The organism is uncultured Gimesia sp. (assembly GCF_937919775.1).
Taxonomy (GTDB): domain Bacteria; phylum Planctomycetota; class Planctomycetia; order Planctomycetales; family Planctomycetaceae; genus Gimesia.
Map to the genome: position 1 here is coordinate 1 of NZ_CALFPF010000165.1, position 9,658 is coordinate 9,658.

At 49.7% G+C, this 9,658-nt stretch carries 7 protein-coding genes and 1 pseudogene; 3 read left to right on the forward strand and 5 right to left on the reverse strand.

Annotated features, from left to right (window positions below; genetic code table 11):
• The first annotated feature begins 519 nt into the window (after positions 1-519).
• The 3 genes from Q0294_RS04425 (at position 520) to Q0294_RS04435 (ending at position 3,763) form a co-directional block, all read left to right on the forward strand.
• On the forward strand, positions 520-2,103 hold the full coding sequence (locus Q0294_RS04425) for an Hsp70 family protein (RefSeq protein ID WP_299461333.1): 1,584 nt from the start codon (positions 520-522) through the stop codon (positions 2,101-2,103).
• 120 nt (positions 2,104-2,223) lie between these two features.
• Positions 2,224-3,273, forward strand: coding sequence for a general secretion pathway protein GspE (locus Q0294_RS04430; RefSeq protein ID WP_299461335.1), 1,050 nt, complete (start codon positions 2,224-2,226; stop codon positions 3,271-3,273).
• A gap of 238 nt (positions 3,274-3,511) precedes the next feature.
• Positions 3,512-3,763 carry a hypothetical protein gene (locus tag Q0294_RS04435; RefSeq protein ID WP_299461337.1) on the forward strand — a complete coding sequence of 84 codons (252 nt, stop codon included), beginning with the start codon at positions 3,512-3,514 and terminating at the stop codon, positions 3,761-3,763.
• Positions 3,764-3,849: 86 nt separating this feature from the next.
• Here Q0294_RS04435 and Q0294_RS04440 read toward each other — a convergent pair whose 3' ends face one another.
• The 5 genes and pseudogenes from Q0294_RS04440 to Q0294_RS04460 form a co-directional block, all read right to left on the reverse strand.
• Positions 3,850-5,154, reverse strand: coding sequence for a CNNM domain-containing protein (locus Q0294_RS04440; RefSeq protein WP_299461339.1), 1,305 nt, complete (start codon positions 5,152-5,154; stop codon positions 3,850-3,852).
• Positions 5,155-5,172: 18 nt separating this feature from the next.
• Complete coding sequence (locus tag Q0294_RS04445) at positions 5,173-6,915, reverse strand: ABC transporter permease (RefSeq protein WP_299461341.1); 1,743 nt, start codon at positions 6,913-6,915, stop codon at positions 5,173-5,175.
• Between the two features lie 108 nt (positions 6,916-7,023).
• The gene (locus Q0294_RS04450) at positions 7,024-8,016 is read right to left on the reverse strand and encodes a polyprenyl synthetase family protein (RefSeq protein WP_299461343.1); all 993 of its coding nucleotides are present in this window, start codon (positions 8,014-8,016) and stop codon (positions 7,024-7,026) included.
• A 258-nt stretch (positions 8,017-8,274) separates the two neighbouring features.
• Positions 8,275-8,754, reverse strand: coding sequence for a cyclic pyranopterin monophosphate synthase MoaC (gene moaC, locus Q0294_RS04455; protein WP_299461345.1), 480 nt, complete (start codon positions 8,752-8,754; stop codon positions 8,275-8,277).
• A gap of 238 nt (positions 8,755-8,992) precedes the next feature.
• A pseudogene (locus Q0294_RS04460) lies at positions 8,993-9,658 on the reverse strand (chromosome segregation protein SMC); the annotation flags it as partial.

Consider the following 9,658-nt stretch of genomic DNA (forward strand, 5'->3'; position numbering starts at 1 on the left):
CGGCAAGCTGGTGGCCCTGACATGAACTCTGACAGCGAACTAGATTGTAGAGTGAACTTCGCCGAGAGCCAAGCCTTACGCGAATTCTGTTTCCCTCAGACGAAAGCCGGCTAATGGGATAGTGACATAATCCGCAATGGATCTGATGACGAGAGTGTACTTTGAGCCGGATCCGGCTACACTTCTATCAGTCATCTCACAGGGAGTGTATCAATTGCAGGGAATATGATGGTTCTGATGATACACTGAATTTTTGCCCACAAACGAATAATCCATTCCGTTAAGACTTTGCCAGTTTTTGGTTTCACACCAATCAAGTCCTTGATTCCCCATCCCATCAGTGGCAGAATAGGTGAGTTAAGCCGGCACATAGATGAACTGGTAATACAAATCTTGAATTTTGGAATCATGAGAAGTGAAGCGGGAAGTCTCCTGATTTGATTCCTGATTCTCTTTAATTCCACTCTAACGTCCTGATCCATGATGAACCTGCTTGATTAATGAAATTAAGGTAGCACTATGAAGTTTGTTGAAGGTCATACTGTTGGCATTGATTTGGGAACAACGTACTCAGCAATTGCACAACTTAACACTGAAGGTCAACCCATCTCCCTGAAGAATACCGATGGGCGATCAATTACGCCTTCGGTCGTTTTACTGGGAGAGGAAGGCCGCGTGGTTGTTGGTCCCTCTTTTGAAAGAACGGCCATTGAGGATGATCCCTCTCGCATTATCGAAGCCATCAAAAGGCATATGGGAGACGATCATTTTTATGTTGTCTATCAGGAAAAAAAACTGACAGCCGAATTTCTTTCTGCTTTGATTCTGAAAAAGATGAAGCAGGACGCTGAAAAGGAAATCGGGCCCATCGCCAACGCCGTGATTACCGTACCTTATTATTTCAACGATGTGCGCCGCAAAGCGACTCAGGACGCCGGTCGCATTGCCGGTCTGAATGTAATTGATATCATCAATGAACCTACCGCGGCGACTCTGGCTTATGCCTGGAAACGGGATGAGTTAGGCAACCCCGGCGCGATGCCGGACGGGGATCGAACCATTCTGGTTTATGACCTGGGGGGTGGTACGTTTGACGTAACGGTTGTGCGATATTCTCCCACACAATTCCGCGTACTCGCCACCGATGGCGACGTCATGCTGGGGGGGCTCGACTGGAGTCAACGTATTGTCGACCACGTCGCAGAGCAGTTCAAAAAGAAATTTGGCAGCGACCCCCGGGAAGATCCCGTGACGATGCGGACCTGCGTGCAGGAGTGTGAAGACGCAAAACGCGAGTTAAGCCAGAAAGCACAGACTCCCGTATCGATTTATCATAAAGGCAACACCTTAACGGTCGCCTTGACACGAGGCGACTTCGAACGGATGACCGCAGATTTGCTGCAGAGAACCCGTGACACGACGGAACTGGTTATGCAGCAGGCGGGAGTGGAACGAGGCCAACTGGACGATGTCGTGCTGGTCGGTGGTTCCACCCTGATGCCTGTCGTCGAAGAGATGTTGAAGAAAGTCTGCGGCAGCGAACCTTCACGCACGATGAATCCGGAAGAGGCAGTCGCACAGGGTGCCGCCATTCACGCGGCCATTCTTGAAGCCCGGGCCACCGGCGGTGAAAGCCGCATGGCCCAGACGGTCATCAAGCGTTTACGCAGCGTCAGCACTGCTGATGTGAACTCGCACTCGCTGGGAGTCAAAATCACGGATCCCAATGATCGAAACCGCAAAATCAATCATATCATGATTAAGCGGAATACCGAGATCCCCGCCAGTGTCAGCCAGAAATTTGTTACGACGACAGACAATCAGCAGCGTATCCACGTCGTCATTCTGGAAGGCGAGGCCAGTGACCCTGATGCCTGTTCCACCATTGGCGATTTCCGCATTTTGAATTTACCTCCCAATCTGCCGAAAGGCTCACCTGTGGAAGTGACGTATCGCTACGACTCGAATGGTCGTATTCATGCGTCGGCACGGGAATTGACCGGTAATAATGAGTCGGCGACCGAAATCGTGCGTGATTCAGGACTGGACAAGGACGGCGTTGATCGGTTCGAACTCCTGGCCCAGGATTACCTGGTAGAGTAACAATCCCATCCAGGGGCGATGTTTCGCGTCTGAAACTGAGCCCCTGAGAAGGGATTGACTGTAATATCAATTTGAGATTCAACACATCGTTTTTGATCCAAGAGTAAGGAGTCCTCTGCGGTGGCAATAGATGTCTATAAGGATTGGCTGGGAATACCGGAAGGGGATCGCCCTCCACATCATTATGACTTACTGCGATTGGTCAAATTCGAAGATGATGAAGAAAAAATCCGTGCCTACTATAAGAAATTAAATGCGCACGTTCGCAAATACGCTTCCGGTAAATATTCCAATGAATCGCAGGAATTGCTGAATGAGCTGGCAAAAGCCATGCTCTGCCTGACGGACCCGGAGCGTAAAAGAGAATACGATGAAAGTCTGGGACGTGAATTTGATGAGGATGAGAAAACAGGCCCGCAATCGGTCGAGGAGATCCTCATCGAGCTGGGACATATTAATCAAACTCAGGCTCGCGAGTTAGTCGAATTTGCAGAGAAACGCGGTTTGTCGGTGCGCGATGCAGCGGTCCAGATGCGTCTGGTAAATGCCGAAATAGCGACTCAGGCCCTCGCCCGTTCTCAAGGCGTGCCTTATATTGACTTAGAGGAAACCTTCCCCGACGACAGTATTCTGGATCTGTTGCCGCAGCAGGTTGCTAAACGAAATACAATTCTGCCTTTATTCATCGATGACGACGTTTTGCTGGTCGCTTGCGCCGATCGTCCCACGCATGATCTGGAAGACGAGCTGCGGATGCGTTACCAGGTTCCCTCCCGCTGGGTTCTGGCGACTCCCCGTTCCATCAGCCAGGGGATCGCAAAATATTATGCCGCTGCAGAAACACGCAACGATGACGGCGAACAGGAAGCAGAAACAACCGCCGTTGAAAGCGCCTCCAAAAAGTCTTCCAAAGCTCCAAAACCCGAGAAAAAAGTCCAAGAACGTAAACCCTCCAAAGGGAAGAACGAGTTATCCCCTGACCAATTAAAAGAAAAGAAACAGCTGGCGTTCATTTTTAGTGGCTGGGCTTTTTGCGGTGCGATTTTAATCGATCAGTTTGTCCTGAAAAACAATGTTTTTCCACAGACATGGCCTTGGAATTTTGTGCTGACGACGATCAGCGTTCCCATCATCGCGTTTTACTTATTATCCGGCATGTGGAAGAAGTAAATACGGTTTCATCGCCATTTCCCTTACAGGCGGCATGACTGTTACAGCTGAGACGTTTGTTGGGGCCACCCTGCCTGCGAATCACTGCTCCCTCATTCCTTTCGACCAGCGTTCCGATGATATGCTATATTAACCAGGGAAAAAATGCATTCGTTGAATTAGTTTTTACCTGCTTACTGCCTGATTCGCAGCAATTCCCACAGAATCTGGATACAGGCTAAAATGCCCGGAGTCTCTGATGGCAATTTCTTCTGTTACGTCTGCGATGCATACAGCTTTATCAAGCATACACCGAATCAGTCAGCGTGTAGATCAGATTGCCGTGAATGTCGCTTCAGGAAGCGAAAGCGAAGCCGGAGAGAGCAGCCCTTTGATCAATAGTGGCATCATGGATCTCCCGCTACTGAAACATCAGGCAGCTGCGAATGTGAAAGTGTTTGAAACCGCGGAAAGCCTGTTTAACACGCTGCTGACACAGCGGCGAAAATAAAATGAAGCATATCCGGCAGGAATCTCGCATCTGACTCTCAAATTCGATTCACTCAACCGCCGCACTAACGCCTGCATCGATTAATGCTATTCCCCAGTCAGATCTTCATTGACGGGTGGTTCTACTTTTTTAAGTTCCGCAATCAAATGCCCCAGTTTGCGAACTTCAATCACTTCCAACTGAAAGCCCTGCCAGTCGCAAAGGTCACCCACTTCCGGGATGCGTTCCAGTTTTTCATGAAACATCCCGGCGACCGTTAACAAGCCGTCGTCAGCAATTTCGTAATCCTGCTGCAGCTTGCGACAGAGGTAACGCAGCGTGGTAATCCCCTCTACGTGGTACACGCCCGGAGAAACTTCACGCACCGGTTCACGCCTTAAAATTCGTTTGGCCCGACTTGGTTCCGGTGAAAGAATGGTATCAATGATATCAGCATAGGTGGCAATGCCGATGGTCTCTCCATATTCATCAACGACGGAAGCAAAGTGACAATCTTCCGTTTGAAATCGCGAAAAGACATCGGCAAGATTGGCACACCAGGGAACATGAATGATGCGCTTCGATCTTTGATTCAGCGATTTTTCCGTAAACGAAGACAGGTCCGACAGAGAGATGATCTGATTGATTTCATCGGAATTATTCTCGCGTTTCCGCAAAATGATGTAATCGGTGTTGGGAGTAATTTTCGTCAGGTCTTCCAGTTTCAATGGCATATTGAACGTGAGGTACGTTCCTCTGGGCCGCATTGCTTCTTCCACGAGCATTTCTGAAAGATCCAGAATGTTGTGCAGAATCTGTCGTTCATGACGAATGACTTCTTCGCTGGCGCCCGACGCATCCACGGCTCGTTCCAGATCTGCGGAGTGCAGATAAGATTCTTTCTGGATTTGAGGCCAGAACGTGCGTCGCATTAATCTGCTGATATTCTGCAGCAGCGGGATTACGGGATCAAGCACGCGAACGGAAATCGCCAGCGGCCAACTGACGGCCACTGCAATCTTTTTGCGGAAGACAATCGAAAGACTCTTGGGAAGCACTTCACCGAACAGAATAATTGCCAGCAGACTGCCGACACTGAAAAAACCGGCCGCCGCCGTCATCCCTGCATCCGCCAGCCTTTTTGCGATCACTCCGGCGACGGCGAAATACGAAAGGTTAATCAACAGATTCCAGAACAGGACAGCCGTGAGCAGCCGGTCTGCGTCCGCAGCCAGCGTTGCGACGATCTGTTCGCTCGGCTTACCTTTACTGAATTGCCTGAGTTCAGCCCGCGAGAGGTAAAAGATCGCTGTCTCGCTTCCCGAAAAGAACCCGGAAGCACAAGTCAAGGCGAATAACGCCAGTGACCCTGGAAACCAAATTGCGATGGTATCAATAAATGCGATTATCATGAATCAGGGTTAGCCACTCTATCCTTTATCAAAAGTGGTTTTTCCCAAGGCAACATCAAACTCGGAAACTGCCGGAATATACATGGAAAGAACGGGAAGCCCATAAGCAAAGAGAATCGTAACCAGCACTCCCAGCGTCCCCCCCAGCAAAAAGGAAGTAATCGCGTAAAATGTCAGGAAAGGGAGCAACCACGCAGAAATAGCCAGAGCGCGGGACGGGTTGCGGTGCGTTAACGCGGAATGCAGTGCCGCGCTTCCAACAACAATGAATACCAGGAAGCTTTGCAGCTGCAAAGCAAAAGAAGACCGCGCCTGAACCAGCAGAATCATGAAAATTCCAATTCCCACAAAGAGGAAAAACATGGTTCCCAGACTGCCGCCGATTGCAGAACGACTGTTGTCATAGGTGAGCCCCATATGCAAACCGAGTACGACCGCAAATATAATCAGCGTTAAAAAGCCAACGAGTGCACACAGGAAGCCTTCCGTAGAAAAAACCCCCTGGCTCACAAGATAGACTAAAATGAGAGTCGGGACCAGAATCAGTTCTTTACAGTTATAGAAGATGCCCCCTAATTTCCCCAGCACAAATTCCTTGGCGGAAATATCGGTCACCAGTAACAGCTCCAGCGTTTTACTGTCTTTTTCTGATGTAATCGACGTGACAGCCTGCGTGTTCGCGAGTACCAGACTTAACCAGGCAATCCCGGCAAACGCGAGCCCTTGTGGTGGAATCACACCCAGATACAGCGTCCCCTCGGCAACCGCCTCTGAAGTGGAAGCAGACCAGAGGCTAAACGCAGCCAGCAGAAAATAAGCCAGCTTAATCACAAAGGCTTTTCTCCCGTAAGCCTTGGTCATGATCTCCCGCCAGATGACGGGATTCGACCAGATTTGACGGGTTTTCTCTTTGATGATGACCGTTTCTTTTTTTTCCTTCTTCGTTGACTGATACACGGAACGTGAAGGATTCCAGGCTCGCAACCGGAAAACGGTGTAAGTTTTGAGTGCCATGCCCAATACGAACAGGCTGATCAGCGACGGCCAGGCGCTAATCGTGACTGCTTGCAACCCTGTGCTCAAAGAGAGGGGATTCAGTATTTCATACAGTGAGCGAAACGGATTTAAGCCGGCAATCCAGGGACGCACTCCCGATTGTGCGCTCACAAGACTGGCAAGCAGTTCCACCACTCCCAGAAAGGCCACCATACCTAACACGCTGATGGCCAGCGTCTGGAATGTTTTTTCTCGCCAGAAGGCAACCAGTCCTGCCCAGCTACCGGTCGCGAAGACCGTCATCAGGCACAGAATTTCCACCCAGATAATCTGTGGTAACTCAATGCCTCCCAGCATATACAGGAACACAAATACCGGAATGGACGCAGCCAGCAGAACATACACGATGAGCAGGCTGGACTGGATTTTACCACTCACCAGCTCACGGTCTTTGAGCTCGGTCATCAGTAACAGGATCAGTGTTCCGCGGTCTTTTTCCTGGGCGACACTTCCCGCCGAAAATAAAAGTGTGAAAAAAAGTACGAGCAGCAACTGCAGGAAGGCAATCATCTGGAAGATCAGATTTCCCAGACGGGCAAATTCTCCAATGGTCGTGGTCTGAATCTGCTGCGTTCCCAAAATCGTCTGGCCGGCTGTGAAAATCAGAATAAAGAACGCAGCGACGTAACCGGAACGAATCAGGTAGTGGCGAAGTTGACGGGGAGACGTCAACGCTTCCCGGATGAATATTGGATTACTGTGCAATGTACTCTGGCCTCTTTATCTGATAGGTCACAGTCGTAAATTGAGAGACGCCCTGCTCTCCACGACCGGTTGAATGCAATCTTACGATTGAATTACTCCCCCATGATATTAGATCGTTCTCTGGATAGCAAATTCTGTCAGTTCCTCAAGAATCTGTCTCGCCTGTGATTCGGGACAAAATTTGAGCGCTTCCCTGGCCTGTTTCGCAAATTCACGAGCACGATTGCCGGCATACTCAATCGCATCACTGTTTTTAATAAATTGAGCGAGACGCGATTTTGTTTGTGGATCCGGCTGGGACAGAATTTCCTGAATCGCGGTCTGGTCATCCTGACTGCACTGATCCAGCAGTCGAATCAGGGGCAGGGTCAGCTTTTCTTTTTGCAGATCTGAGCCGAGCGATTTACCCATTTGTTCTTCATTGCCGAGTAAATCCAGCAAATCATCGGTAATCTGGAATGCGACCCCCAGGGCGCGACCGTAATCATCCATGGCCTGGATCACTTTTTCGTCAGCGTCAGAGTAGATCGCCCCTAATTGTGTACTGATCGCACAAAGTTCAGCCGTTTTCCCGTTAATGATCTGCAAATACTGCGCTTCGGAAAGATTCAGATTACCCCGTTCGTAAATCTGCGCCAGTTCACCTTCACAAACCAGATTCGTTGCACGACCAATCAACCGGCAGGCACGTGCATCGCCCAGGCTGGCGGTCAGGTGGAACGCATGTGTGAATAAAAAATCACCGACCAGGACACTGGTCTCATTATTCCAGCGGGAATTGACCGTCGCCACATGACGGCGGATCAAGGCATCATCCAACACATCATCATGTACCAGCGTTGCCAGATGGATCATTTCCACCACGGAAGCCAGCACAAAATGACTGTCTTTAATTCCCCCCGTTGCGGCCGCTGAAAGCAGCAGCAGGATCGGGCGCAGCCGCTTTCCCTGAAAGCGAGTGATATGCTGCAGAACGTCGTGAACATAGGGGTGTTTCGAGCTGACTTCGCTCAAAAAAACGCGTTCTGCCTGTTCCAGTTCACCGCCAATTAACTCTTCGACACGTGCCAACAGGTCGTGTGTCGTAAGATGGTCCCCCATTACAGCCTCACCACAATATCGATTCGATTTTCCAGTTTTTGTCTGGCGGTCGGTTATTATTAAACACGGAACATATGACCTGTAATCCCAGGCCACGATTCGCAGTCATTGTACGCATTCTGTCTACAGATAGGAATGCAAACAGGGGCCCCCTCTGTGAATTCAGAGGGCGAAATTGCGCTTTCCTGAATTTCGGGATCAAATCAAAGCCGATTCATATCGAAAACCGAGGTCTCGCTGTACTGGAAACCCGAATGATCAGTCCGCCGTCCTGATATAATGGCCGCTTTTCCCGCCCGATTTTTCGACAAGCCGGGTCGGTCCGAGACTCATAGCCCGGTCAACAGCTTTGCACATGTCATAAATGGTTAAAGCGGCAACACTGACTGCGGTCAACGCTTCCATTTCGACGCCCGTCTTGCCATCAACTTTTACTGTCGATTCAATGCGGATGGTCGTCTCATTCAGAGGCTCAAAATCAAGACGCACACTATTGAGACTGAGTGGATGACATAACGGGATCAGGTCTGCCGTTTTTTTGGTCGCCATAATTCCGGCAATGCGGGCGATCTCCAGCACGTCTCCTTTGGAAATCTGTCGATCCAAAATGAGTTTTTGTGTTTCAGGCAGCATCGTGACGAAAGATTCTGCAATCGCAGTCCGTGAAGTGACTGCTTTATCGCCGACATCGACCATGCGACTGGCACCCTCTTCATCAAAATGTGTCAAATCTGACATTTGAACCTCGATCGCAGCCCGGGTAATTGATTCCGTTTCCGCCAGGTCGTGTTTATTTATTGTTTTGAATGTGAATTCCAGGACCGCAACCTGATCCAAGTCGGTTTTAACCGCGGCTAACGCCGTGCGGCTGATCTTGTTTTCAGGTACTTTGACAGCCGGAATGACTTATTAGCCGAAAGGCGTTAGCCCCGGTTCATCCCATTTGCAAAGACCAATTCAAATTCAGAAAAACGGTCTACGCTGCCTCGGAAGCATTATTGGACGAATTGGCCTGTTTGAAGTTGCCGTCTTCGCTGATGTCATCAAATCGCACCGACATCCGCTTGGAGACACCTGACTGCTCCATTGTAACTCCATACAGGACATTCCCGACAGTCATAGACCGCTTATTATGCGTGATCATAATGAACTGCGTGGTTTCCTTGAAATCGTCAATCAGACCGGCGTAACGCTCGACATTGGCTTCATCCAGCGCGGCGTCAACTTCGTCCAGAATACAGAACGGGCTGGGACGACTGCGGAAGATCGACATTAACAGGGCAACCGCCGTCAACGTTTTTTCACCACCACTCAATAACGTCAGCCCCCGCAGCTCTTTGCCGGGCGGACGTGCCACGATTTCAATTCCGCATTCCAGAACATCATCCGGATCTTCCAGAATGATGTCGGCTTCTCCGCCTCCGAACAGTTTCCGGAAGATTTCCTGAAAGTGGCCACGAATCACATCAAACGTATCTACGAATAACCGCCTGCTCTCCACATTGATCCGACGGATGATTTCTTCCAGCGATGTTTTCGCTTCTTGCAGGTCCTCCAGTTGTGATTTCAAATATTCAAAGCGGCATTCCAGTTCATCCAGGTCTTTCAGACTGTCCGAATTAATACTGCCCATCATTTTAAT